The sequence below is a fragment of the Corynebacterium tuberculostearicum genome, assembly GCF_046097465.1.
Taxonomy (GTDB): Bacteria; Actinomycetota; Actinomycetes; order Mycobacteriales; family Mycobacteriaceae; genus Corynebacterium; species Corynebacterium tuberculostearicum_I.
The window spans coordinates 2,017,776-2,041,847 of the sequence record NZ_CP175799.1 but is presented as its reverse complement, the minus strand read 5'-3'; the positions used below and the strand labels follow the sequence as shown (position 1 = coordinate 2,041,847).

The following is a 24,072-nucleotide window of genomic DNA, read 5'->3' as shown; positions in this document are numbered from 1 at the left end:
ATAACGCGAAGCCCGCGGCCACCCCAGCGCTTTTATGCGCTTTTATTCATCTGCCTTGTCGGCCCAGCGGGAGTCCTCCTCCGCGTCCTCGGATTCGGAGGCAGAGCCGGAGACAAAGCCATACTTCTTCAACCGGCGGCGGTCTGCGGCCGAGGTAGATTGGGTGAGCTTGAGTAGCTCGGCATAAATGCCACCGGATTGCGCCAGTTCGGCCGGCGAGCCCATTTCATCTATGCGGCCGCGATCCAGGGTGATGATGGTATCCACATCCGCGATGGTGGACAGGCGGTGGGCAATAATCAGCGTGGTGCGGTCCTTCATCAGCTCATCTAGGCCGGCCTGCACGGCGCGCTCGGACTTGGTATCCAGCGCCGAGGTGGCCTCATCCAGGACCAGGATGGGCGCGTCCTTGAGCATGGCGCGCGCCACGGAAACGCGCTGCTTCTGCCCGCCGGAAAGCTTCAGACCGCGCTCGCCAATGACCGTGTCATAGCCGTCCGGGAAGGCTTGGATGAACTCATGGGCATTGGCCCGCTTGGCGACGTCCACGATTTCCTCCTCCGTCGCCCCCGGCTTGCCATAAGCGATGTTCTCGCGAATGGTGCCGGAAAAGAGGTAGGACTCCTGGAAGACCACGCCCACTGAGGCGCGCAGGCGTGAGGCGGTGAGATCGTCTACTCGGTGCCCCAGTACATCCAGGTGTCCGGCCGAGGGATGGTAAAGGCCTAGCAAGAGGTTGACCAACGTGGACTTGCCGCCGCCGGACTCGCCTACGAGCGCCACCTTGTGGCCCTCAGAGGCGGCGAAGGAAATATCCTCCACCACGGGCTTGCCCTCCTCGTAGGCGAAGGAGACGTGATCAAAGGAGAAGACCGGCGCGCCGGGTGTGGGCTCCAGCGGGCTGACCGGGGTGAGGTCGAGCTGCGGGGTATGCGAACCGGTGGTGGCCGCAACCAGCTCGCGCGGGGCGGTGGGCTCGAGCTCTTCTTCCATGACCTTGAAATAGTCCTTGGAACCGGCGATGGCGCGCTGGGCGGTATCGACAATCCAGCTCATCATAAAGACCGGCTGCTTCGCACTGGAGACCATCTGCAGCAGCATGACCATATCGCCCAAGGAGAAATGCCCCTCGAGCGTGCGCCAGAAAATTACGCCGTAAATGCCCAGGAAGATAACAGCCATGGCTAGGCCACGGAAGGTATCCATCATGTGCCACCAGCGGGACTGCGGCTTGGTGGTATCGACCACGGTGCGGTAGCGCTTGGCAAAGTGGGAGAGCTCGCGGGTTTCGCTCACGAAGGACTTAGCCACCTTGACCTGGCCGATGACCTCCGCGAAGCGGCCGTTGGCGACGTCGATATTCTCGTTCTTGACCGCCTCAAACTTCTGCCAGCGCTTCGAGGTGAGCGCGGTAAGCCACATATAGACCGGGAAGAGCAGCGCGAGCAAGATGGCCAGCGGCCAGTAATACCAGGCGGTAATGGCCAGCACCGCGAGGGTCTGGATGATCATCGTGAAGAAGTTATTGGCAAAGGACTGCACGAACTGCGTGATATTAGCAATCGAGCGGTCCAGCCGGGCGATGATCGTGCCGGTGACCTGGTTATCGTAATAGCCCTGCGGGAGGGCTAGCAGCTTGGCAAAGTAGCGCGTGGACAAAATCTCGCGCAGACGCGAGACCATGACATCGCCGATATAGCCGCCGATATTGCGGAAGAGGGCATTGGCGGCGTCGGCAAGAAAAAGCGCCACTGCCAGCAACAGCACCGTGCGCAGCGCATCGCCCAGTGGGGCGTCGTTCTGCAGGGCGTCCACGATGGTATCGGTGGCTTCGCGCGTCAAAAACGGCGAGACTAGTGCAACGACCGCAGTGATCGTGGCGGTCAGCAGCACGCCTAGATAGTAGGGCCACAGGGCAGAGGCACTGCGGGTAATGCGCAAAATGGAATTCATAAGTAGACCACACTCACTTCGAAACGGCGGTTAGTGCGCGGAATTAGGGAAAAGGAGGGAGAGATTTAAGCGACTGCCCAGTATGCCACATGCGGCGTTAACGAGCGTAAATACTTAAGTTCAGGGTGGTTTAGGCTAAGGTACTTGTGCAGAAATACAACAATCTTCGCGTGCAAAGGATCCATCCACGGTGAAAATTTCCCACACACTCGGCGCGGGCGTAGTCAGCGTACTCGCCGTGACCCTGACCGGATGTAGCGTTCTCCAGCCGGAAGAAACCGGGCTGGGGGACCATATCACCGTCTCCAGCTCCGAAGAGGCCCCGTACGAGGCCAAGGACACCGACGATAAGGAAGTCACCTCTAATCTGGGCGAGCCGGTAGAGGATAAGGGCCTTGGTGTGAGCTGGGAGTTGCAGGGTGTGTATACCGATAGCAACACCGGTGGCACCGTAGTGACCATTCTGCTCAAGAATAAAAACGATGTGCCCCTGCCTGTCGACGCCTTTGAGGACCCCACCCTGGAGCGTGCCGACGGCAACGGCGGCTGGGCCAAGATCAACTCCTTGCCCTATGACAAGGAATCTGCCCCAGACGTGGAGCCCCCGGGACTCGATCTCCCGCTGGGTGCAGGCGCTTCGGTCAACCTGCAGTACCGCTTTGACGTGACGCCTGGCAACCTGTGGAATGCGCGCTTGCACATTGGCAACGTGACCTGGGTAGGAGACCTTAATCTATGACGGAACTTGTAGTCTTGGCCTCTGCCGAGGGCGAACCCATCGGCACCGCTCCCAAGGCCGAAGTTCATACCACTGATACCCCGCTGCACTTCGCCTTTTCTGCCTGGTTGACCTGCGGTGGCAAGGTGCTGGTCACCCGCCGCGCCCTGAGCAAGCGCACCTGGCCCGGCGCGTGGACCAATGCCTTTTGCGGCCACCCCGCACCCGGCGAGGAGACCGCGGATGCGGTGCTGCGCCGCGCTTCCTTTGAGCTGGGCATTGCGCCGGCGGATTCGTCCGCCCCGCGGCTTATTCTGCCGGACTTTTCCTATCGCGCGGTGGATTCCTCCGGCACGGTAGAAAATGAAATCTGCCCGGTATATACCGTTGAGCTTGCTGCCGACGCCACCTGGGAGCCTAACCCCGACGAGGTAGATTCCTACCAATGGGTCGAGCCAGCAAACCTCTTCGCCGCCGCCGATGCCATGCCTGGTGTTTTTAGCCCGTGGATGATTGACGAGCTCGCGGATAGCGCGCTGCGCGCCGCGTTGTAATTTTCGGCGCCCGCTACACCCCAAGCTCGTCGTCGTTATAGAAGGCCGCGGCCACATAGTCCAAGGTGGCATAGGCTAGCCGACGCTCTCCCGTATCCAGGTTGAATTCCAACACCTGGTGGTCATCGCCGTAGCCGGGGAAACCGGGCTCGCCCGTGGTGGCATAGTGGCGCAGCCACTCGTTGAGCTCACCGGCCGGGGAAGCGTCGGCCTCCTCGCCTCCGCTGCCGCCAAAGAGCGGGTCTAACTCGGCGCAGTGCACCGCGGGGGCTTCGGTCCGGGTAAATTCCATCATCCAGGTCGGGCCTGGAGCCTCCTCGGCTACCTGCGCGGTCCAGCGGCGCACGGCGGCATCACCAATGAGCCGGCCCATTGGCCGCTGCGGATCGACGTAGTGCGCTAGCTGCCGCCACTGTTTGAAACGATCGTGTGACATCCCGAACTTGGGCGAGAGGTAGCTGGTAATAAAGCCGGCAAACGCCATCTTGTCTATGCGCTCGGCCGCGGGCATGGTGTAGAACTCATCGCGGGTGGAGGTCACCACGATAGGGATATCCGCTAGTTCTTCGGCGTGCAGTGGTGCGGGGCCCAAGGCAACGTCGAAGCGGTACTTCTTGCGGAATTTGGCATAGCCCTTGGCCAGTGATTCAGGATCCATCTTTTCCAGCGCCTGGCGCGTGACCGGCACGCCTAGGGCCCGGCGCAGGTCGGTGATGCGATGCTCAAAACGGTCGCGCGGGAATGCCGGCGAGAGCGCCAGCACGCGGCGGAACCCGCCCCGGAAATGATCGCGACGCGTCAGCCACAGGCTAATCGCCGCCCCGGCGGATTGGCCCACCAGGGTGATATTGGTCTTATCGCCGCCAAAGGCTTCGATATTGTCCTGCAGCCACTCCAAGGCCAAGAGGCAATCATCAATGCCGCGGTAGCGGTCCGCCTCGTCGCCGTCGAAGCGCGCAAAGCCGGCCAAGCCCACCCGGTAACCCACGTTGACCTGGACTACCCCATGACGGGCATTCTTCGTTCCCGTAAGCCGTGGGTCCTCGTGCGAGCCATGCTCAAAGCGGCCGCCGTGAATATAGACCACGACGGGGCACTCGGCGGCGTCGGCAGGCGCGGTAATGCTCAGCGCAATGTCATTTGGGCGCGGCTCGCGGGCATCCTGATCAAAGGCGCCATCCAGCGGCTCGGCAGGCGAGTAGGGGCTGGGGATGGTGCTATAGCGCACCGAGTGGAAGTAGTGCAGGCCATCGCGGCGCACGCCGGTGATCCGGCCGGAGGCGGTGGTGACGGTAACGGGAATCTGGGCGCTCGACATGTCAGCCAGATTACCGCGAGCAAGTAGGATAAGTAGCCATGGAGTGGTTGACGAGCTTGGGCAGCACGCTATCGCAATTGTTGGTGCAGGCGCCCGTGTGGATTCAAATGGTCATCGTGGTGGCCATCGCCGTGCCGCTCATGGTGGTCATAGCGTGGTGCCTGATGTGGGCGGTTGACCGCGTGGCCAATCGGGCCGCCGGAGTGATTTCCCAGCAGCGCAGCCGCAGCACTAAGGTAGACCATCATGGCTGAGGAAAATAACGAGCGCGCGCGGCAGGAGCGCGCCGAGCTGCGCGCTAACCCCCGCGAGGGCCTGTGGGACCCCGAAGCCAAGCGCGCCGGCCAGTCTTCCGCCCCGGCAACTAAGCCCGGCGCTCAGCCGGCAAAGCGCAAGCGCGCCCTGCCCAAATCGCGCGTCTCACTCACACTGTGGACGATGATCGCGCTGGTCATCGTCGTTGCCCTCATCGGCCTGTGGACCTAGACGCGCCCACTGCGCGCAGAGGCTTAGGCCCAGCGCTAGTCCTTCCGGCTGGTGGCCTCTAAGCGCTGGAAGAATTCCAATCCGGGAAGATCCTCGATAAGCAGGGCAGTGCCGTTGGTATCGCACAGCGGCACGCACCAATTGGGATAAAGCTCGTGCGTGGTGCCCGGCTGATTCTGCGCACGCACATCGCCCACCATGTCCACCAAGCTGGTGCAGGCAAGTGCTGAAGGCGTGCCCGCAATATAGCGGTGCAGCGCCACAGAAATGTCTTCCTCCGCGCCGCGGGAGGCGCGCTCGGCCGGATCCACTAGGTAATCGCGCTGCGGCAAGAGGCCTCGGTCCGCTACCGCGCCCAATACGCGGGCCTGCCACTCAATGTCATCGCGCTGCTCGTCCTCGACCGAGCGGGTCAGCACGCCTAAGCGCGCGCGGAGCGAAATATGATCGCCGCGCAGGTACGCCAAGGTCGGCGGCAGATCGTGGGTATTGACCGAGGACAGCGCCAGCTGGCGATACTTGTCCTGCGGCAGCGGGGAGTAGTCATCATCGTCGCGCTCAAACCACACGATGGAGGTACCCAGCACCGCCTTCTGCGCGAGCACGTCTTGTACCCACGGCTCGACGGTGCCGAGGTCCTCACCGATGACCACCGCACCGGCGCGCTGCGCCTCTAGCGCCAAGATGCCCACCATGGCCTCAAAATCATAGGAGACATAGGTGCCCGTCAGCGGGCTGGCCATGCGCGGGATCCAATACAGACGGAAAAGCCCTAAGATGTGGTCCACGCGCACCCCGCCGGCATGGCGCAGCACGGTGGAGAGCATCTCGCGCCACGGGGCATAGCCCGCGGCGGCCAGGCGCTGCGGGTGCCACGGCGGCTGCGACCAATCCTGGCCCTGCTGGTTATAGTCATCCGGCGGGGCACCCACCGAGCACTGCGGCGCCAAATACTCAGTGAGGTTCACGGCATCGGCGCCGCCCGGGTGCACACCCACGGCAAGATCAGTCACCAGGCCCAGGCGCATGCCGGCATCGAGCGCGCGCTGCTGCGCGGCGGCCAGCTGCTCATCGCACAGGAACTGCAGCCAGGAATAAAAGCGCGTGAGCGTGTCCATGTCCAGGCCTTCGGCATGGCGCTGGCCCGACTGTGCGGCGGCGTCTTGTTGCGCACACCAATATGCGAAATCGCGCAGGCCGCGGCCTTCCTCGCGGGCGTAGCGCACGAAGGCCTCTTCGCGCTCCGGGGAGGGCTGGTAGTTAAAGAGCTCGCGCAGCACCTGCAGCTTGGCCTCAAAAATGGTGTCGCGGTCAATCTCCTCGGCGCTGCGATTGCGCTGGCGAAACTCCTCGGCCAGCTCGCGCACATCATCCTGCAGGTCCTCCGGCAGGAGCTTGAGCTCCGGGATGGATTCGATGTGCAGGTAGAGCGGGTTGATAAAGCGCCGCGTGGTGGGCAGGTACGGCGAGTCCTCCACCGGCGGAAGCGGCTCGGCCGCATGCAGCGGGTTGACCAGCAAGAAATCCGCGTGCGGGGCCAACGTTTCTGCCAACTGCCCCAAATCCTGGAAATCGCCGATGCCCCAGGAGGATTCCGAGCGCACCGAATACAGCTGCGCCATCACGCCACTGATTGGGCGCTCCACAAACTCATCGGCCGTGGAAAGTCGCGCCGGGGTGATAATCAGCGGGCAGGCATGCTTGCCGATGCCCCCGGACTCCAACACCAGCTCGTGGTACCCCATGGGCAGATCGCCGGGGATGTGGAAGCTCGCCTCGCCCCACAGGGTGCCATCAACGTCAGCATCCGGGGCGTCATTGGGGTCTTGGTAGACCTCGCGGGTGCCTCCTTCCTCCAGCTCAATGTGTACGTTGGCGGCATCGCCCGCGTGCACGTGGACCACGAACCCGCGTTCCTGACCCTGGGGCGCGACAACGCAGTGGGGTAGGGGCTGGGAGGAGCGGTCCAGGTAGTCGTCGTAAAGCAGCTGCGTTAGCGCCGCATCGTCCGGATTGTCATCGATGGCCACGCCCAAAGCGCGCAGGGTATAGGTAATAGTGTCTTCAGCGACGTGGACGGGGAAACCAGACTGGGAGGTATAGCTGGTGGCCACGCCGTGGCGCTGAGCGAGTTCTTCAAGCAAGTCGCGGGTAGTCACAGGCCACATTGTGCCACGGGGACAACGCGCCTGCTGGGAAACAGATTGGTACAGTAGGCGGAGATTAATAATTAGCTGTTCGAAAGGACACCGCGTGACCCTGCAAGAAGTGCATACCCCGGCGCAATTTACTATCGAGCCGGGCGAAACCTGCCTGACCGCCCTCATGGACACCGCGAAGAAGCGCCCTCACGGCGTCATGTTCACCCGCCCGGCTAACTACGAGTGGGTCAACGTCACGGGCAAAGAATTCATCGATGAGGTCTTTGAAGTAGCCCAGGGACTTATCGCCCTAGGCGTGCAGCAGGGGGACCGCGTCGCCCTCATCTCTGCCACCCGCTATGAGTGGTCCCTGCTGGACTTTGCCATCTGGGCCGCGGGTGCCGCCTCCGTGCCGGTCTACCCGTCCTCATCCGCCTCCCAGGTGCGCTGGATCATCGAGGACTCCGGCGCCGTGCTCGCCATTACGGAAACCCGCGAACACTCCGAGCTGGTCGAAAACCTGGTGCTGCAAGAAGACGGCGAACCCAACCTCAAGGGCTCCCCATCGCAGCTGCGTCGCGTGCTGGAAATTAACTCCTCTGCCATCGATACCTTGAAGTTCGAGGGCCGCGGCGTGGCGGCCGACGAGGTCTACGCCCGCATCAAGGCCACCTCCACCGATGACCTGGCCTCCCTGGTGTATACCTCGGGCACCACCGGTCGCCCCAAGGGCTGCATCCTGACCCACCGCAATTGGCTGGCCCAGACCCGTGGCCTGTGCACCAACCCGATTGGCATCTTCGCCGTGCCGGGCAGCCACACCCTGACCTTCCTGCCGCTGGCCCACGTCTTTGCCCGCGCGGTATCCATTGCGGTGGCCCTGCGCGGCGCCTCCCAGAATCACTGGTCGGACTTTTCCACCATCAACATCGAATTCGCCCGCTCTCGCCCAAACGTCATTTTGGGCGTGCCGCGCGTCTTTGAGAAGGTGCGCAACTCTGCCGCCGCTAAGGCGGCCGATTCCGGCATCAAGTCCCTGCTTTTTGAGCAGTCCGAGAAAGTAGCCATCGAGTACTCCAAGGCTTTGGATAAGCCGGAGGGCCCGGACCGCCTGCTGAAGGCCAAGCACAAGGTCTTTGACAAGCTGGTGTACTCCACCATCCGCAAGGGCGTGGGCGGCAACGTGAACTACTGCATTACCGGTGGCTCGGCCATGGGCCATGACCTGCTGCACTGGTACCGCGGCATCGGCATCCCGGTCTATGAGGGCTATGGCCTGACCGAGGTCGCCGCCGCGGCTGCGGTGGACTTTGTGGATCAGTCCATCGGCACCGTTGGACCGCCGATGGGTGGCGTGACCTTCCGCATCAACGATGAAGGCGAAATCTGCATCAAGGGCGATATCGTCTTCCACGGTTACTGGAATAATCCGGAGGCCACGGCCGAGGCCCTCGAGGATGGCTGGTACAACACCGGCGACCTGGGTGAGATTGATGAGGACGGCAAGCTTGTTATCACCGGCCGCAAGAAGGACCTCATTGTCACGGCCGGCGGCAAGAATGTCTCGCCTGGCCCGATGGAGGATATCCTGCGCGGGCACCCGCTTATCTCCCAGGCCATGGTGGTAGGCGATGGAAAGCCCTTCGTTGGCGTGCTGCTGACCCTGGATCCGGACATTTTGAAGCGCTGGAAGCTGGACCACAACATTCCGGAGAATCGCTCCATGCGCGAGCTGGCCACCGATCCGACCCTGCGCGCGGAGCTGCAGGATGCCATCAACCAGGTCAATGCCACCGTCTCCCATGCGGAGGGCATTAAGAAGTTCTACATCCTCGAGTCTGACCTTACCGAGGAAGAAAACGAGCTGACCCCCACTATGAAGGTCAAGCGCAACGTGGTGTCGCAGCGCTACGCCGCGGCCATCGAGCACCTGTACAAGCGCTAGGCTGCGCGACGAGTACACCCGAGGGAATTCCCTCGGGTGTTTCTTTTTGCCTTGCTTGCCGACGCCCCCTTCTGCAGCTCACCCCACCATCCTCACTCCAGTGCTAGCGAACCTGCCATAAACCTGTGAATGGCTTCGGAGTGTCGCGCGCTCGCGGCGGCGGATCTCGCATAAAGTCGTGAGGCGTTACAGCAAACCTCAACCTCTACTAGAGGTTAGAAATGGGACCGTGGAAGGAGTGGCTCGAAGCCAATGCACAAAATCGCCGCCGAGCTGCGCCACCGCGAGCTTACGCAAGAGATTTACAATATCGGCGACGAAGTCGCAGAGTACCTCGAGCACCTCATTGAAGCCATCGAGGATTGGGACGAAGAGCTGTGCATGGATTGCCTAGCTGAGCTGGGCGATATCGTCGAAGACGCCCGCGTTGACTCCGGCCGTTGTGTAGGCGAGCTGATGGGCCTGCGCCAAGCCCTGGTCTCCGGCGTGCGCTCCGGCACCATTTCCGCCGCTTCTTCCGGCGTAAACGACGTGGAAGAGCCGGAACAACTGACCCCGCGCCTGCTGGATGAGCGATTCCCCATCTCCAAGCCCATCGTGGTGCACGAGCTGGCCGAGTCCCTGCGCTCTCGCACCCAGGCCGTGGCGGATTACCTGCGCGAGGTAGTTGAGTACGTGCTTGCGCAAACCGACGCCGTGGCCCGCAACCTCGACATGGTCTCGCTGCCGCACTTGTACAAGCGCACCGGCGAGTCCGCCCTCATTGCGGTCCAAGCGTGGAAGCATACGGTGCTGGATACCCACCCGGCCTATGTCCGCACGATGCGCGGGCATAACCCACCGCAGTTCCTAGAAGAGCGCGCCCGGGTTGCCGCGGTGGTGGAAAAGGTCCGGGCTAAGCGCGAGGCGGCCCGCCGGGCTACAACTGCATAAACCCCATAGACTTCCTTGTTTCACGCAAGGGGATGTTCACGGCCACCGAGATTCCCTCTCTCGGTGGCCGTTGAAGTTTTCTACGCTAGGGTGCCCCAAATCGGGGAAGTATTTAGGGAAACTTTAGGTTAACGGCCGTTTCATACAATTTCTGTTATGCCTGTTCAGCGGCTTGGGTGCTGTACCCACCGGTATTGTTGCTGGATCAACCTTAAAATCTAAGTAGAAAATACTCTCAACGCGCTGTAGGGTAATTCCCGTCCAAGCGAACGCCGTGACCTAGCAGCATCCACACGCGGCGCGCGCAATCACATTCTTTAACCACATCTACAGGGAGTTAAACCATGGGCGCACGCCGAACTTCTCGCCTCATTGCCAGCGCAGTGGCCGTAGCCACCTTCTCTTCCATCACTGTTGTGCCTAACGCCGTCGCCGCCGACGACACCACCTTTGTCGAGGAAAAGACCACCGACGATACCGTTAGCCTCAACGGGATCGAATTCGATGAGAACGGCAAGCTGCTCGAGGAAAACAACGCCGGCGATAAGGCGATGGAAGAACTCGACGCAGAAGAAGACGCCGCCGAGTCCATCACCCCGTACGCAGTAGACGGCGCGGAGGAGACCGCCGAGGCTCCGGCTTCTGAGGAGTCTGCAAAGCCAACCAGCCTCGAGGAACTCGCACAGACTGAGGCCTCCAACGGCGACGTCAACGTCAAGGTGGTCAAGGATGAGCAGAAGGACAAGCTCGTCTGCGAGGTCACTGATGCCCCTGACAAGGAAGGCAACATGCTCGACCTCAAGCTTGCGCTGGCTAAGGCCTTCTACGATGGCGGCGAAAAGATCCTCAAGACCGTCTGGGAGATCATCCCGGTTGTCGGCGACCTCGTTCCGGCTGATTTCATCGATAAGATTTCCGGTAAGACCTGGGACGGCATTGCCAAGCTGGTCAAGGAAGGCGAGAAGGACAAGACCGTTACCTGGGATCTCTCCCGCGCCCAGGGTATGGCCATCGGCCGTATCGATAACGCCGATGCCGACGTTGATATGAACAACCCGGATGGTGCTAAGAAGACCGTCTCCGGCCTGCTTAAGTTCGCCGACGGCGCCTTTGGCAAGGGCACCAAGGTTATCTTGAAGCTCTTTAATGCAGCCGTTACCATCGCCGGCCTGGTTCCAGGTGCGAGCGTCGCCGGCGACCTGAAGCTGAGCAAGGACCAGCAGAAGAGCATCGAAGACTCCCTGAATAACATCTCCACCGCAGCTTCCGATCTCGCGGCCGTCAACGCCCCAGCCGGCCAGCTGTGCTCCGATATGCTCAACGGCAAGAAGACCAAGGACCAGCCTGCCGAGGAGAGCCCTTCCGAGGAGCCTTCTTCTGAGGAGACCACTTCCGAGGCTCCGGCTTCTGAGGATGCTACCTCTGAGGAGACCACTCCATCCGAGTCCGCAGAAGAGACCTCCACCGAGGAGACCTCCGCTGAAGAAACTTCCGCTGAAGAGCCGACTTCTGAGGAATCCACCGAGCCTTCCACTACCGAAGCTGCGGTCGTTCCGGGCAAAGACGGCCAGGACGGTAAGGACGGCCAGGATGGCGTAGATGGCAAGGATGGCCAGGATGGCCGCGACGGTCGCGATGGCCGTGACGGTAAGGATGGCGAGAACGGCCGCGATGGCCGCGATGGTCGTGACGGCCGCGATGGCGAGGATGGCCAGGACGGTAAGGACGGCCGCGACGGCGAAGATGGCCAAGACGGTAAGGACGGCCGCGACGGCGAAGATGGCCAGGATGGTCGCGATGGCCGAGACGGACGTGATGGCCGAGACGGTCGCGACGGGCGTGACGGCCGCGATGGCATCAACGGTAAGGACGGCAAGGACGCAGACATGTCTTCCGTCGCAGGGTTCTCCTTCCTGGCTGCACTCGTAGGTGGCGGCACTGTGCTGGGCATCCTGTCCACCATTGACTACCTCTACACCCACGGCATGCTGCCGAAGAACAGCGTCCCATGGCGCATCAACCAGTAAGACCTTCCCGTTGAGGCAGTAGCTGGAGTCATTGGAACCTCCGCGAGCATATGCTCGCGGAGGTTCTTTCTTATTGCGGCGAAGTCTCGGTGGGTTCTCTTGCGAGGCATTCGCCATCGGCCTCCCTTCGCGCTCACCGGCGCAGTGGATTCCGCGGCGAAAGCGCCGCTGGTGAGCGCGAAGGGCGGGGTAGCGGAAGGCGGGAGGCAGGAAGCGTGGACTTAGGCAGAACGGGCGGCCTCTTGTCTGGCGGAGATGGTGGAAATGAGGTCGGTCAGGAAGCGAGTGGGGTGGTCGATGAGCTGTCGCGGGGTATAGCAGAGGACGGTGAAGCCGGCCTCGCGCAGACGTCGGTGGCGCTCACGCTGATGGGGAAGTGCCTTCGCAGGGATGATGTCGATGAGGTAGGCGCTGTTGATGCATAGGGCGGTTGTGATGCCAGGCAGCGCGGTGAACGGCGCCTCGAAGAACATGGGCCAGGGGAAATCGGCCTCAATGAGGAGGGCGCGGGCGAAAGACTCGTAAGGAGAGCGGGAAAGGGAAGAGGCGTGGTGGATTACGGCGCGGACGATGCGGCTATTGCGCACCCGGCCCATGCGGGCGAACTCTTCCTTGAGGTCTTCTCGGCTCAGGCCGGAGCGCAAAGCCGAGTCGGCGGCGATGAGGCCGTCGGTGAAGCCGTGGTAGCGGGCGACGTCGATAACCGCGCGGGCCTTGGAAACGCAGCGGGTGCCGTCCACGAGGATGGGCTCGGGAAGTAAAGCCTTGCGGTAGATGCGCTCGGGATGGCGGCGGTCCTTGTGGGGAAGCGTATTGGTGGGAAGGGCCATTTCAATCTTTTCCTCGGCCGTGGCGATGACCCACAGCCCGTGGACGCGGGCGGCGGACTTGGAGATGAGTACCGCGGTATAGGCGCTGCGGGCGGCGGCGATGGCGCACAGGCGCAGCTGGGAGGGGAAGTCGAGGCAGTGGTAGTGATCGCGCCGGACGGCGATGCGTGGTGCGAGTTTGAGGTAGGTGCCGTTTTTCAGGTCGGTCCAAAAGGTGGGGTGGTTGGTGCGGATGGAGTCGATATTGGTCAGTGGTGGTGTCATGCCTCCTAGGCAAGGACACGCCGCCGGCCGGCGCGAGGAGGTGGCGGCCGGGCCTGTGGATAACAACGACGCGGGGAAAGGCGAGTGAGCGAAGTGGCGGCTGGGAAAGTTACGGCCACAGTTATCCACAGTCGGGGGCAACATCCCTTGCGCGTGGGAGCAAAAACGACAAAGCCCGCGCCGGCCACAATGAAGCGGGCACGGGCGCGGGCGAGGTCGCGGCAGGAACTAGACGGCTGGGGGAGGGGTGACCTTATCTAGCTGCTCGGTAATCTGCGGCCATAGTTGGCCCATAATGTCGTCCCAGGTGAGGATCCACACGGCGTTGTCTTTATCAGCCTTGCCCACCATGACAAGCTGCTCGTTGCGAGCGCGCATATGGTCCAGAGTCTTTTGCACGGTGGTGGAAGAAGACACGGACAGGGCAGGGCGGGAGAACTCGAGTACCGGAGTCTCCGGCTCGGCCAGCAGGGTATCGCGCACGTGGACCACGCGGGGGACGCGGGAGTCCTTAGGGAAGACCAGCACGCGCATGATGTTCTTGCGTACGACGAGGTCTTGGAGGTCCTCCACGGTGGCGTCGGAAGGCAGGGGCACTACCTCAGAGCCGTGCTCGCGGGCCATGGCGCCCACAGTGGAGTTTTCCAACTCGATGACATCAGAAATCTGGTTGGCAGACTCATCATCCAGAGCACCGGTCTCGCGGGAGTGCTCGACCAAGGTGCGCAGGGTTTCGGCGTCGTATCCGGCCGCACCGGCGCGGTCGACGGGCTCTTCGCCGGCCAGGGACACCATTTTGTTGGCCATGACGTTGATCCACTTCAGCAGCGGGCGGAAGATCCACACGAAGCCACGTGCGGGGACCGCGATGAACTGCAGGGCGGTCTCCGGGTGGGTAATGGCCCAAGACTTCGGCGCCATCTCACCGAGTACGAGGTGGAGGAAGGTGACGATGAAGAGGGCAAGGAGGAAGCTGACGACGTCGGCAATGCCCAGCGGCAGGCCCGCGGCCTCCAGCGGTGCCATGAGCAGGTGGTGCACCCAGGGCTTGGTCACAGCGCCTAGCACAAAGGTGGCGGCGGTAATGCCCAGCTGCGCGCCGGCGAGCATGATGGTCAGCTCATTGAGCGAGCGCAGGCCGGCGCGGGCGGTGCGGGAGTTTTCCGCATCTTCTTCCAAACGGTTGCGGCGAGCGCCCATCAAGGAGAACTCGATAATCACAAAGAAGCCGGAAGCGGCGATGATAAGGAGGGTAACGAGGAGGTTAAACCACCACGATTCGGTCATTATGCATCCTCCTTCTTATCGGCATCATCGGAGTGGTCGGAGTAATCCTCCACCAACTCGATGGCGAGCACGGACGGTACGTGGCGGTCCACCTCTTGCACGCGCAGGCGGAGGGAGCGGACGGGTGCTTCATCGTGGTCAACCCAGTCATCGGGTTCGGCCTCGAGCTGGATGGTGTGTTCCTCGCCTACCTCAGGCAGCGCACCGGAGTGGGCAATGACGAGGCCGGCGACAGTCTCAAAGTCGCCCTCAGGCAGGTCGTGGCCGATGGCGCGCTCAATCTCATCAATCGGCGTATCGCCGTCGACCAACCAGTGGGATTCGTCCTGCTCGGTGATTTCCTCGGTTTCTTCGATATCGTGCTCATCGGTGACATCGCCCAAGATTTCCTCGGCCAAGTCCTCCATGGTCACGATGCCCACGAAGCCGCCGTACTCATCGATCACGCACGCCATCTTCTGGTCGCTATCGCGCAGCTCTTCCACCACATCCGGCAGCGGCATCAACTCAGGGACCACGACGGCCTCTTGCATGATGCCGGTGGCCTTGGTGGCGGCGGGCAGGTCGCTTCCCAGGACGTCGATAAGATGCACCACGCCGATTGGATTGTGCTCATCGTCGATGACGGGGTAGCGCGTGTGGTCGGTAGACATCATCTCGCGGACCTCACCGAGGGTGGTGTCCGGGTCAATGACGTCCACGCGGGAGCGCGGAATCATGGCGTGCTCCACGTCGTGCTCGGGGAAGTCCAGCAGGCGGTCTAGCACCATGTAGGTATTTTCATCCAGATCGCCAGCCTCGTGGGAGGAATCCACGATGGATTCCAAGTCATCGGCGGTGGCGGAGGAGTCCACGTCTTCTACCGGTTCGATGCCAAAGACCTTAAGGATGGCATTGGAAGAGTACTCGAAGAAGTGGATGAGCCAGCCAAATAGCCGCAGGTAAAGCTGCGTGGAGGCGGCCAGCCAGCGCGCCGTCTTCATCGGTGCGGCGATGGTGTAGTTCTTGGGGAAGAGCTCCGCAAAAAGCATCGTCGCAATCGTGGAGATGAAAAGTGCCGCGATGGTACCAACGGTGACTGATACCGCGGACGGAACGCCGACGCCGCCGAGCAACGTACCCAGTCCTTGGCCCACGAGCGGCTCGGCCACATAGCCGATGAGCAGGCCGGTAATCGTAATACCGAGCTGCGCGCCCGAGAGCATGAAGGAGGTCTGCTGGGTAATAGCCAGCGCGCGTTGGGCTGTCTTATCCCCCTCAGCAGCCTGGGTCCGCAGCTGCGTGCGGTCCACGGACATAAAGGAAAATTCTTGGGCCACGAAGTATGCGTTCGCGACGATGATGAGGCCAATGACTACGAAGCCGGCCAGAATCATCAAAATAGCCGATAACATGATTTACTCCCCACCGCCTAGAAGGAGGTAGGGACATCGACTCGGAGGTTCCACTGAGGGTGCCTTTCTACTTGGGAAGATGGAAACATACTACATGCTCAACCCCGCTTTCGGCCATTTTGTTCCTGGCCTATTAGGGTTTTATCCATGACTGAACCCTTCGGGCTGTATATCCACGTTCCTTTCTGTGCCACTCGTTGCGGGTATTGCGATTTCAATACCTATACCCCGGGCGAGCTTGGCAGCCCGCGTGATCTCACTGGGCCCTACCTGGATGCCTTGGACCGCGAGCTGGAGTTGGCGGCCGCGCGCGTGGGCCGCCCGGCCGAGACCGTCTTCATTGGCGGCGGCACGCCTTCGCTGCTGGGCGGGCAGGGCCTGAGCCGCATCCTGAACACCGTCCGTTCCACCTTCGGCCTGGAACCTGGGGCGGAGGTCACCACCGAATCCAACCCGGAGTCCACCTCACCGGAGTATTTTGCCCAGCTTGCCGACGCCGGCTATACCCGCATCAGCCTCGGCATGCAGTCAGCGTCCCCGGGCGTTCTCCAGGTCCTCGAGCGCGCCCATACCCCCGGCCGCGCCTTTGCCGCCGCCCGCGAGGCCCGCGCCGCCGGCTTCGAGCACGTCAACCTCGACATGATCTACGGCACGCCCACCGAAACCGATGACAATGTGCGCGAGACCTTGGACCGAGTGCTAGAAACCGGCGTAGACCACGTCAGTGCTTATTCGCTCATCGTAGAAGACGGCACCCGCATGGCGCGCAAGGTCAATAAAGGTATCCTGCCCGCCCCCGATGAGGACGTGCTGGCGCGGCGCTATGAGATGATTTCCTCCACCCTCGAAGCGGAAGGCTTCGAGTGGTACGAGGTCTCCAACTGGTCCAAGCCCGGCGGCGAGTGCGAGCACAACCGCATCTACTGGGTAGACGGCAATTGGTGGGGTGCCGGCCCAGGAGCCCACTCGCATTTGGGCAATGAGCGCTTTTTTAACGTCAAGCACCCCTCGCGTTATATCGATGCCCTCGGCCGCGACGAGCTGCCCATCAAAGAAACCGAGACGCTTACCGACGCCGACCGCCACATGGAGAAAATCATGCTCGGCCTGCGCCTGCGCGAGGGCATCCCGGAGGCCTGGCTCGATGCCCACGCCGCCCCCGCCCTCGAGCGCTTTATCGGCCGCGGCCTGCTCGAGCGCGCCGACGATCGCGTACGCATCACCAAGCCCGGCCGCCTGCTAGCCGATGGCATCATCACCGATCTCCTCGTCGCCGAAGAAACCTAATCCTCGTTCCCAGACCTTTAGACTTAGTCCAGTAGAAACCAAACCAGTTAGTTTTGACTCAGTCGATGAGAAACCTGTTATTCCGCTATTTTCTTGTTAGTCTTTTGATATGGACGATGCACTAAATCCGTATACGCCCGGTTCGGGACTTGCCCCTACAGTCCTCACCGGGCGCGACAGGGATCTACAAGCTTTTGACAACTTGATTAAGCGTGCAGAAAACAATTTGCTTGGCCGCCCGATGTTGCTCATTGGCCTTCGTGGAGTCGGCAAGACGGTCCTTTTGAACCAATTGAAATCACGGGCCGATAAGTGTGACTGGCTCACGGTAAAAGTTGAAGCTTCGCCGGGGGCACGCGGGGCAGAAAGCGTACGTCGGGCAATTGCCAACGGACTGGCCAAGGCTTCGCTGCGTTATCGTGCAAAGGCGTTGGTTAAAGAAAGCGCTTTGGCGCTGTCTCGTGCAGTTGCCTCATTTCATCTTTCCCTGGGAGACGGAGCATTCAACCTAGGGGTGGAGGCTAAGGATTTAGCTCCTGCTACCGGAAACCTCGAGCTCGACCTGCAGGACGTAACCTCTGCTGTGGCCGAAACGCTGGCAAAGGAGGGCAAGGCCCTGGCATTCTTCATCGATGAAATGCAAGATCTCGATGAGGAAATGCTGGAGGCATTAATTTCGGCACAGCATGAGGCTGGGCAAAACCGGTTACCCTTTTATATTATCGGCGCTGGTCTTCCGAGTCTGCCTGGCAAAGTTGCACGGTCCCGCTCCTATGCGGAGCGAATGTTCGAGGTACACACCATTGACCGCCTTGGCTTGCATTCGGCGCGCAAAGCTCTATCTGCACCCGCTGAGCGCCAAGACGTGGAATTCGAAGATGACGCTCTGGATTTTCTTGCGGAGGCAAGTGGACAGTATCCGTACTTTTTACAGGAGTTTGGATCCCAAATTTGGAAGGTAGGCGAAATCTCACCGTTTACCATTGCGGATGCAAGGCAGGCCGCTCGCTTGGGAACAAAGCAACTAGACGCAGGCTTCTTCCAAGCTCGCTGGGATCGAGCTACGCCAGCTGAAAGAGACTATCTCAGTGCCATGGCAGCCTTAGGCGATGGTTCAGCGGAAACGAAAGAAATCGGTGAACGTCTGGGGAAGGATAATAAAGCTCTTGGTCCGGTTCGGGCTAAGCTCATAAACAAAGGTCTCATTTATTCCACTGAGCACGGTAAAGTCAGGTACACCGTCCCGAACTTTAAAGAATTTATCATTCGCCGAAGCGAATAGGAGCGCCATAGTGTCTACCTCAACCGATGCCCGCCGCAAGGAAGTCCTGCGCGCCATCGTGGCGGACTATATTGCCTCCCAGGAGCCGGTCGGCTCTAAGTCGCTGCTGGAGCGCTACCAGCTGGGAGTTTCCTCGGCCACCATCCGCAATGACATGGCCGTGCTCGAATCCCAGGGTCTTATCTCCCAGCAGCACGCCAGCTCAGGCCGCGTGCCCACCCAGCAGGGCTACCGCCACTTTGTCGATTCCCTCCACGAGGTCAAGCCCCTTTCGGCCCCGGAGCGCCGCGCGATGCTCAACTTCTTGGAAGGCGGCGTCGACTTGGAGGACGTGCTGCGCCGCTCGGTGCAGTTATTGGCGCAGGTAACAAAGCAGGCGGCCGTCGTCCAGCTGCCCAACCTCAAGGTCTCGCGTGTTAAGCACTGTGAGGTAGTGGCGCTATCCCCGGTGCGCCTTCTGCTGGTGCTTATCACCGATAACGGCCGCGTGGACCAGCGCAATGTGGAGCTCGATGAAATCATCGACCAAGACCAGACCTTCCGCCTGCGCGACATCGTCAATAGTGCGCTGGTGGGCAAGACGCTTAGCGACGCCTCCGTGGAACTTGCCCACCTCGTCGATGACGCCCCCTTGGATATCCGCCACCACGTGCTCAAGGTGGCCACCACGCTCATCGAGACCCTGGTGGAGCAGCCCTCCGACCGGCTGATTATGGCCGGCGCCTCCAACCTCACGCGCGTGGCGCGCGAGTTTCCGGAAGGTCTGCCCAAGATTATTGAGGCACTAGAAGAGCAGGTCGTCGTCCTCAAGCTGCTCGCCCGCGTGCCCGATTTGGGCAACGTCTCCGTGGTTATCGGTGAGGAAAACGAGGAAGACCAGCTGCGCCAAGCCTCCGTGGTGGCCACGGGCTACGGACTGGGCACCGGCGATGAGGTGGCCACGCTGGGCGGCCTTGGCGTGGTGGGGCCTACCTTTATGGATTACTCGGGAACAATTTCTAAGGTCTCTGCCGTTGCACGGTATGTGAGCGAAATTTTGGCCGGCGAACAGTGCGAGTAAACTGGCTGGCCGCGCATTATTTTTTCAAGTTAACCCCAACAAGACGAATTAGAAGGAATATCTCTTACAGTGGCTCGTGACTATTACGGCATCCTCGGTGTTGATAAAAACGCAACTGACCAGGAGATTAAGAAGGCCTACCGCAAAATGGCCCGCAAGTATCACCCGGATCTGAACCCGGATGATGAAGCCGCCGCGGAAAAGTTCCGCGATGCCGCGCTGGCCCAGGAGGTCCTGCTGGATCCGCAAAAGCGCCAGATCGTGGACATGGGCGGCGACCCCATGGAACAGGGCGGCGGCGGTGCCGGCGCCGGCGGCTTTGGCGGCTTCGGAGGCGGCGGCCTCGGCGATATCTTCGCCGAATTCTTCGGCGGCGGTGCCGGCGGTTCCCGCGGCCCGAAGTCCCGCGTCCAGCCGGGCAACGATGCCCTGCTGCGCACCCGCATCACCCTGGAGGAGGCCTACACCGGCCTGAAGAAGAAGGTCACCGTGGATACCGCGGTGCTGTGCGATAGCTGCGGCGGTACCGGCTCCGAGTCCAAGGCCAAGCCGGTTACCTGTGATAACTGCAATGGCATGGGTGAAATCCAGGAGATGCAGCGCAGCTTCCTGGGCAACGTCATGACCACCCGCCCGTGCCCGAAGTGCCAGGGCTTCGGCGAGGTCATTACCGATCCGTGCAACCACTGCGCCGGCGACGGCCGCGTGAAGAAGCGCCGCGACCTCACTGTGAATATCCCGGCCGGCATCAATGACGGCATGCGCATCCGCATGGCCTCCCAGGGCGAAGTTGGCCACGGCGGCGGCCCCGCCGGCGACCTCTACGTCGAGGTCCACACGGAGGAGCACCCCGTATTCCAGCGCAACGCCGATGACCTGAACCTCACCGTGCGCGTGCCGATGATTGACGCCGCCTTGGGCACCAACTTCACCATCGACCAGCTCAATGGCGAAGAGCTCACCATCGACATCGAGCCGGGCACCCAGCCGGGCGAGTCCATCAAGGTCGACGGCGCCGGCATGCCGCGCCTGCGCACCGATGGCTACGGCAACCTCTTTGCCCACGTGGACGTCGTTGTGCCGAAGGACCTGGACCGCAAGACCCGCGAGTCCCTGGAGAAGATCCGCAACTCCCGCGACGAGGGCGCGCGCGTGCGCACCACCGGCGACGGCCAGGAGGAATCCTTCTTCAGCCGCATCCGCGATAAGTTCCGCCGCTAATGTCGCTGCCTGTCTTCATCCACCCGGACCTTTCCGCCGCGCGCACCGGCGAGGCCTTCAGCTTTTCCGGCCCGGAGGCCCGCCATGCCGTGACGGTCAAGCGCATGGGGGAGGGCGAGCGCCTCGAGCTTATCGACGGCACCGGTACCCGCCTTACCCTCACCATTACCGCTACCTCGGGCAAGGACTCCTTGGAGGGCACGGTCGAATCCATCGACACCGCGCCCGATCCCGCCCCGCGGGTGAGCGTGGTGCAGGCCATCCCGAAGTCCGAGCGTGCCGAGCTCGCCGTGGATCTCGCCACCCAAGCCGGCGCCGACGAGATCATCGCCTGGCAGGCAGACCGTTGCGTGGCTAAATGGGACGGCAAGAAGGCCCCGAAGGCGGTGGCCAAGTGGCAGGCAGCCGCCGATTCCGCGGCCAAGCAATCCCGCCGCGCCCGCATCCCCCAGGTGCGCGGTCCGCTGACCACCCCGCAGCTAGTTCAAGAGCTCACCGGTGGCCGCGACGGCGCTTCCTCCAACGCCCCCACTGTGCTCGTGTTGCACGAGGAAGCAACCGTCTCCATCAAGGACGTGCCGCTCACAGACGACGTCGTCCTGCTCGTCGGCCCCGAGGGCGGCATTGGCGAGGCCGAGCTCGATCGCCTCAAAGAAGCCGGCGCCACACCCATCAAGCTCGGCCCGGAAGTGCTGCGCACGGCGAGTGCGGCGATGGTGGCGCTCGCGGCAATCGGCATGCGCACCGAGCGTTGGTAGCAGGCGCTGGTAGCCTAAAGCACGTGCCTATCATCACGAAGAAATGTGAGCTAGATTCCGCCTACGTCAGCAGCGTGCTGGGTAGCGCGGACGATAACCTGCGCGTGCTCAATAACCGCCTGGATGCGGACCTTTTTGCCCGCGGCAATGTCGTCACCGTCACCGGTCCCGATTATGAAGTGGCCCGTGCCGCCAAGATCCTCGATGAGCTCGAGGCCATCGCCCGCCGCGGCCACGCCGTGTCCACCGATACGGTCAAGCACACCATGGACATGGTGGCCGTGGAGGCGCCGCAGTCGGTCTCGGCGGCGCTGGCGGCGGACATCGTTAAGCGCCGCGGCAAGGCCGTCCGCCCGAAGACGGTGGGGCAGTCTGAATACGTGCAGGCTATCGACGATAATACGGTGGTCTTTGGCATCGGCCCGGCCGGTTCTGGCAAGACCTACCTGGCGGTGGCCAAGGCCGTGCAGGCCCTGCAGACCAAGCAGGTCTCGCGCATTATCCTCACCCGCCCGGCCGTGGAGGCAGGGGAGAAGCTCGGCTTCTTGCCGGGCACGCTCAATGACAAGATTGACCCGTACCTGCGCCCGCTCTATGACGCCCTGCGGGACATGCTCGACCCAGAAATGATTCCTAAGCTCATGGAAGCCGGCATCATCGAGGTCGCCCCGCTGGCCTATATGCGCGGCCGAACGCTCAATGATGCCTTTGTCATCCTTGACGAGGCCCAAAACACCACGCCCGCGCAGATGAAGATGTTCCTCACCCGCCTGGGCTTTGGCTCCAAAATTGTGGTCACCGGCGATATCTCGCAGGTAGACCTTCCGCATGGTCAGGTCTCTGGCCTGCGCATCGTGCGCCGCATCCTGCGCAACGTGGACGATATCCACTTTGCGGACTTGGGCTCTAAAGACGTGGTGCGCCACCAACTGGTCGGGCGCATCGTCAATGCCTATGAGACCTTTGATAATAAGAAAGCCGCAGAATACGAGGAAATGGAATGAGTATCGAGTTTCTCAATGAATCCGGCTTCGAAGGCGTCAACGAGGAGATGCTGATTGACGTCGCCTCTTATGCCTTCGGCGCGATGGACATCAACCCCGATGCCGAGTGCACCATCACCTGTGTGGATTTGAAGACCATCGAGGATCTCCACGTGCGCTGGATGGATCTGGAAGGCCCCACCGATGTTATGAGCTTTCCCATGGATGAGCTCACCCCTGGCGCCATCGCCGGTGGCGGCCGCCCCGATGCCGCCGACCCGGGCCCGGCCATGCTGGGCGATATCGTACTGTGCCCCGAGTTTGCCCTGCGCCAGGCGGAGGCCGCCGGCCATTCCCTAGGCCACGAGCTGGCGCTGCTTACCGTCCATGGTTGCCTGCACCTTTTGGGTTATGACCACTCCACTCCGGCGGAGGAGAAGGAAATGTTCGGCCGGCAAAACGAGCTGCTCGCGGATTGGTACGACGATGTAGCCGAGCGTGGCGTTTCCTATCAGCCCAAGCCTTCTGGTCCGAAGGCTTTTCCTGACGCCGCCGAGCGCGCCAATCTGGACAAGCAGGTTCCCGGCGGCGGAATCCCTGCGGTAGGGGAGCCGCTGGACCGCCCGGAGGAATAATTTTTCCTTTTTCTTTTGTGGGCACATAAGACGCGTAGCACAATGGGTAGCTATGACTATCCTTTCCATCCAGTCCCACGTCACCTACGGCCACGTTGGCAACTCCGCGGCCGTCTTTCCCCTGCAGCGCGCCGGCCATGAGGTATGGCCGGTTCACACGGTGAATTTCTCCAACCACACCGGCTATGGCGACTGGGGCGGACCGATGATTCCAGCCAGCGACGTTACTTCCATCATCGACGGCATTGAAAAGCGCGGCGCCTTCCCGCAGATCGACGCCATCCTTTCGGGCTACCAGGGCGGCGCCGACATTGCCGACGCCATCGTGGAAACCGTCCGCCGCATCAAGGCTGCCAACCCCAAGGCCCTCTACGCCTGCGACCCTGTAATGGGCAATGCCAAGTCCGGCTGCTTCGTCTCCGATGAGATCCCGCCGCTTTTGCGCGACCGAGTCGTGCCCGTCGCCGATATCATCACCCCCAACCAGTTTGAGCTGGGCTACCTCACCGATTCCGAGGTCGGCACACTTGATCAGACCCTCGCCGCAGTAAAGAAGGCGCAGGAAATCGGCCCAAAGACCGTGCTGGTGACCTCCGTTAAGCGCCCCGAGACTGCCGACGACCAGATTGAGATGCTTGCCGTCGACGGCGACCGCGCCTTCCTCGTATCCACGCCGCTGCTGCCGTTCAAGCGCAACGGCTCCGGCGACGTAACCGCCGCCCTGTTTACCGGCCACTACACCGAGACCAGCGACGTCAAGGAGTCCCTGCGCCGCACCGCCTCTTCCGTGTATGACCTGCTAGAAAACACCTACGAGGCTGAGACCTCCGAGCTCCAGCTCATCCAGTCCCAGGACGTCTTTGCGCACCCGCGCATGCAATTCAGCGCCGAGGAGCTCTAAACCCTGCGCGGCCCCCGTTCTCGCGCGTGGGATCCCGTTAAATTGGGCCTCCTAAAGTTAGGTCCATTCTGATCGGGCCGATCTGAGGAAAATTA

General features: G+C 61.9%; 21 protein-coding genes. 15 read left to right on the top strand and 6 right to left on the bottom strand.

Translation table 11 applies throughout. The features are described from left to right. Nucleotides 1–42: 42 nt before the first annotated feature. On the bottom strand, nucleotides 43–1,953 hold the full coding sequence (locus ACKFRX_RS09625; protein WP_250410133.1) for an ABC transporter ATP-binding protein: 1,911 nt from the start codon (nucleotides 1,951–1,953) through the stop codon (nucleotides 43–45). Between the two features lie 190 nt (nucleotides 1,954–2,143). Between ACKFRX_RS09625 and ACKFRX_RS09620 the strand changes: the two genes are divergently transcribed. Both ACKFRX_RS09620 and idi read left to right on the top strand, forming a co-directional pair. Continuing rightward, a complete protein-coding gene (locus ACKFRX_RS09620) occupies nucleotides 2,144–2,692 on the top strand; it encodes a hypothetical protein (RefSeq protein WP_005326421.1) in 549 nt (182 codons plus the stop codon). Then, nucleotides 2,689–3,225: an isopentenyl-diphosphate Delta-isomerase gene (gene idi, locus ACKFRX_RS09615; protein WP_408927744.1), complete on the top strand. Its 537-nt coding sequence runs from the start codon at nucleotides 2,689–2,691 to the stop codon at nucleotides 3,223–3,225. Before ACKFRX_RS09620 ends, idi begins: the two co-directional genes overlap by 4 nt. Nucleotides 3,226–3,238: 13 nt before the next feature. On the opposite strand, the gene ACKFRX_RS09610 is transcribed toward idi, so the two are convergent. After that, a complete protein-coding gene (locus ACKFRX_RS09610) occupies nucleotides 3,239–4,543 on the bottom strand; it encodes a carboxylesterase family protein (RefSeq protein WP_316981173.1) in 1,305 nt (434 codons plus the stop codon). 38 nt (nucleotides 4,544–4,581) lie between these two features. Here ACKFRX_RS09610 and ACKFRX_RS09605 point away from each other — a divergent pair, with 38 nt between their 5' ends. After that, a complete protein-coding gene (locus ACKFRX_RS09605) occupies nucleotides 4,582–4,797 on the top strand; it encodes a hypothetical protein (protein ID WP_005324176.1) in 216 nt (71 codons plus the stop codon). Beyond that, the gene (locus tag ACKFRX_RS09600) at nucleotides 4,790–5,029 is read left to right on the top strand and encodes a hypothetical protein (RefSeq protein ID WP_005324177.1); all 240 of its coding nucleotides are present in this window, start codon (nucleotides 4,790–4,792) and stop codon (nucleotides 5,027–5,029) included. Before ACKFRX_RS09605 ends, ACKFRX_RS09600 begins: the two co-directional genes overlap by 8 nt. Nucleotides 5,030–5,064: 35 nt before the next feature. Here ACKFRX_RS09600 and malQ read toward each other — a convergent pair whose 3' ends face one another. Then, the gene (malQ, locus tag ACKFRX_RS09595) at nucleotides 5,065–7,188 is read right to left on the bottom strand and encodes a 4-alpha-glucanotransferase (protein ID WP_408927743.1); all 2,124 of its coding nucleotides are present in this window, start codon (nucleotides 7,186–7,188) and stop codon (nucleotides 5,065–5,067) included. Between the two features lie 94 nt (nucleotides 7,189–7,282). On the opposite strand from malQ, the gene ACKFRX_RS09590 reads away from it, so the two are divergent. The 3 genes from ACKFRX_RS09590 to ACKFRX_RS09580 all read left to right on the top strand — a co-directional run bounded on the left by ACKFRX_RS09590 (nucleotide 7,283) and on the right by ACKFRX_RS09580 (nucleotide 12,075). Further along, nucleotides 7,283–9,115 carry an AMP-dependent synthetase/ligase gene (locus tag ACKFRX_RS09590; RefSeq protein ID WP_408927742.1) on the top strand — a complete coding sequence of 611 codons (1,833 nt, stop codon included), beginning with the start codon at nucleotides 7,283–7,285 and terminating at the stop codon, nucleotides 9,113–9,115. 252 nt (nucleotides 9,116–9,367) lie between these two features. Then, nucleotides 9,368–10,048, top strand: coding sequence for a hypothetical protein (locus ACKFRX_RS09585; protein WP_005324183.1), 681 nt, complete (start codon nucleotides 9,368–9,370; stop codon nucleotides 10,046–10,048). Between the two features lie 344 nt (nucleotides 10,049–10,392). After that, entirely contained in the window at nucleotides 10,393–12,075 is a 1,683-nt protein-coding gene (locus ACKFRX_RS09580; RefSeq protein ID WP_408927741.1) for a hypothetical protein, read from the top strand. 221 nt (nucleotides 12,076–12,296) lie between these two features. Here ACKFRX_RS09580 and ACKFRX_RS09575 read toward each other — a convergent pair whose 3' ends face one another. From ACKFRX_RS09575 to ACKFRX_RS09565, 3 genes are all read right to left on the bottom strand, one after another. Then, a complete protein-coding gene (locus ACKFRX_RS09575; RefSeq protein ID WP_250409391.1) occupies nucleotides 12,297–13,169 on the bottom strand; it encodes a hypothetical protein in 873 nt (290 codons plus the stop codon). Between the two features lie 228 nt (nucleotides 13,170–13,397). After that, nucleotides 13,398–14,456 (bottom strand): CNNM domain-containing protein, encoded by a 1,059-nt coding sequence (locus ACKFRX_RS09570; protein ID WP_005324190.1) that lies wholly within the window; start codon nucleotides 14,454–14,456, stop codon nucleotides 13,398–13,400. Continuing rightward, nucleotides 14,456–15,850, bottom strand: a complete 1,395-nt coding sequence (locus tag ACKFRX_RS09565; protein WP_250410139.1) for a hemolysin family protein — start codon at nucleotides 15,848–15,850, stop codon at nucleotides 14,456–14,458. Before ACKFRX_RS09565 ends, ACKFRX_RS09570 begins: the two co-directional genes overlap by 1 nt. Nucleotides 15,851–15,997: 147 nt before the next feature. On the opposite strand from ACKFRX_RS09565, the gene hemW reads away from it, so the two are divergent. From hemW to pdxY, 8 genes are all read left to right on the top strand, one after another. Next, a complete protein-coding gene (gene hemW / locus ACKFRX_RS09560; RefSeq protein WP_408927740.1) occupies nucleotides 15,998–17,137 on the top strand; it encodes a radical SAM family heme chaperone HemW in 1,140 nt (379 codons plus the stop codon). 109 nt (nucleotides 17,138–17,246) lie between these two features. Continuing rightward, nucleotides 17,247–18,419 (top strand): ATP-binding protein, encoded by a 1,173-nt coding sequence (locus ACKFRX_RS09555; protein WP_408927739.1) that lies wholly within the window; start codon nucleotides 17,247–17,249, stop codon nucleotides 18,417–18,419. A gap of 10 nt (nucleotides 18,420–18,429) precedes the next feature. Beyond that, on the top strand, nucleotides 18,430–19,479 hold the full coding sequence (gene hrcA / locus ACKFRX_RS09550; RefSeq protein ID WP_023020999.1) for a heat-inducible transcriptional repressor HrcA: 1,050 nt from the start codon (nucleotides 18,430–18,432) through the stop codon (nucleotides 19,477–19,479). Nucleotides 19,480–19,548: 69 nt separating this feature from the next. Beyond that, nucleotides 19,549–20,700, top strand: a complete 1,152-nt coding sequence (dnaJ, locus tag ACKFRX_RS09545) for a molecular chaperone DnaJ (RefSeq protein WP_239280659.1) — start codon at nucleotides 19,549–19,551, stop codon at nucleotides 20,698–20,700. Beyond that, nucleotides 20,700–21,458 (top strand): 16S rRNA (uracil(1498)-N(3))-methyltransferase, encoded by a 759-nt coding sequence (locus tag ACKFRX_RS09540; RefSeq protein WP_408927738.1) that lies wholly within the window; start codon nucleotides 20,700–20,702, stop codon nucleotides 21,456–21,458. Before dnaJ ends, ACKFRX_RS09540 begins: the two co-directional genes overlap by 1 nt. A gap of 23 nt (nucleotides 21,459–21,481) precedes the next feature. After that, nucleotides 21,482–22,462: a PhoH family protein gene (locus tag ACKFRX_RS09535; protein WP_040425220.1), complete on the top strand. Its 981-nt coding sequence runs from the start codon at nucleotides 21,482–21,484 to the stop codon at nucleotides 22,460–22,462. Continuing rightward, nucleotides 22,459–23,076: an rRNA maturation RNase YbeY gene (gene ybeY / locus ACKFRX_RS09530; protein ID WP_408927737.1), complete on the top strand. Its 618-nt coding sequence runs from the start codon at nucleotides 22,459–22,461 to the stop codon at nucleotides 23,074–23,076. The genes ACKFRX_RS09535 and ybeY overlap by 4 nt, the downstream gene beginning before the upstream one ends. A 52-nt stretch (nucleotides 23,077–23,128) precedes the next feature. Then, complete coding sequence (gene pdxY / locus ACKFRX_RS09525; RefSeq protein ID WP_005324206.1) at nucleotides 23,129–23,977, top strand: pyridoxal kinase PdxY; 849 nt, start codon at nucleotides 23,129–23,131, stop codon at nucleotides 23,975–23,977. Nucleotides 23,978–24,072: the final 95 nt, after the last annotated feature.

Bases quoted from the DNA above. Each gene is read 5' to 3' on its own strand.
- hemW (WP_408927740.1), top strand. From the start codon at position 15,998: ATGACTGAACCCTTCGGGCTGTATATCCACGTTCCTTTCTGTGCCACT.
- ACKFRX_RS09580 (WP_408927741.1), top strand. From the start codon at position 10,393: ATGGGCGCACGCCGAACTTCTCGCCTCATTGCCAGCGCAGTGGCCGTA.
- ACKFRX_RS09585 (WP_005324183.1), top strand. From the start codon at position 9,368: ATGCACAAAATCGCCGCCGAGCTGCGCCACCGCGAGCTTACGCAAGAG.
- ACKFRX_RS09600 (WP_005324177.1), top strand. From the start codon at position 4,790: ATGGCTGAGGAAAATAACGAGCGCGCGCGGCAGGAGCGCGCCGAGCTG.
- ACKFRX_RS09565 (WP_250410139.1), bottom strand. From the start codon at position 15,850: ATGTTATCGGCTATTTTGATGATTCTGGCCGGCTTCGTAGTCATTGGC.
- ybeY (WP_408927737.1), top strand. From the start codon at position 22,459: ATGAGTATCGAGTTTCTCAATGAATCCGGCTTCGAAGGCGTCAACGAG.
- ACKFRX_RS09625 (WP_250410133.1), bottom strand. From the start codon at position 1,953: ATGAATTCCATTTTGCGCATTACCCGCAGTGCCTCTGCCCTGTGGCCC.
- pdxY (WP_005324206.1), top strand. From the start codon at position 23,129: ATGACTATCCTTTCCATCCAGTCCCACGTCACCTACGGCCACGTTGGC.
- ACKFRX_RS09555 (WP_408927739.1), top strand. From the start codon at position 17,247: ATGGACGATGCACTAAATCCGTATACGCCCGGTTCGGGACTTGCCCCT.
- ACKFRX_RS09605 (WP_005324176.1), top strand. From the start codon at position 4,582: ATGGAGTGGTTGACGAGCTTGGGCAGCACGCTATCGCAATTGTTGGTG.
- ACKFRX_RS09540 (WP_408927738.1), top strand. From the start codon at position 20,700: ATGTCGCTGCCTGTCTTCATCCACCCGGACCTTTCCGCCGCGCGCACC.
- ACKFRX_RS09610 (WP_316981173.1), bottom strand. From the start codon at position 4,543: ATGTCGAGCGCCCAGATTCCCGTTACCGTCACCACCGCCTCCGGCCGG.
- idi (WP_408927744.1), top strand. From the start codon at position 2,689: ATGACGGAACTTGTAGTCTTGGCCTCTGCCGAGGGCGAACCCATCGGC.
- ACKFRX_RS09570 (WP_005324190.1), bottom strand. From the start codon at position 14,456: ATGACCGAATCGTGGTGGTTTAACCTCCTCGTTACCCTCCTTATCATC.
- ACKFRX_RS09575 (WP_250409391.1), bottom strand. From the start codon at position 13,169: ATGACACCACCACTGACCAATATCGACTCCATCCGCACCAACCACCCC.